Annotated in this window: 1 protein-coding gene; it reads left to right on the forward strand. The window is 71.6% G+C overall.

Annotation, left to right across the window (positions count from 1 at the left end):
- The coding region (locus ACFIF2_RS35990; protein ID WP_395577503.1) for a ketoacyl-synthetase C-terminal extension domain-containing protein at positions 1–282 on the forward strand (282 nt) is incomplete at both ends.

A 282-nucleotide genomic window follows, 5' to 3' on the forward strand; every position in this document is an offset into this window, starting at 1 on the left:
GCACACGCAGGCGGCTGCGGGTGTGGCCGGGGTCATCAAGATGGTGCTGGCCCTGCGTAAGGGCGTACTGCCGCGGACGCTGCACGTGGACGAGCCGACCACCAAGGTGGACTGGTCCTCCGGTGCGGTGCGCCTGCTGTCGGACCACACGCGGTGGCCGTCGACGGAGGGGCGCGTGCGGCGGGCGGGTGTGTCGTCGTTCGGTATCTCCGGCACGAACGCGCACGTGATCGTCGAGGAGGCTCCGGAGGAGGAGCCCCGGCCGGAGGCGCCTTCTGTCGA

It is taken from the genome of Streptomyces sp. BK79 (assembly GCF_044142145.1).
Lineage (GTDB): Bacteria > Actinomycetota > Actinomycetes > Streptomycetales > Streptomycetaceae > Streptomyces.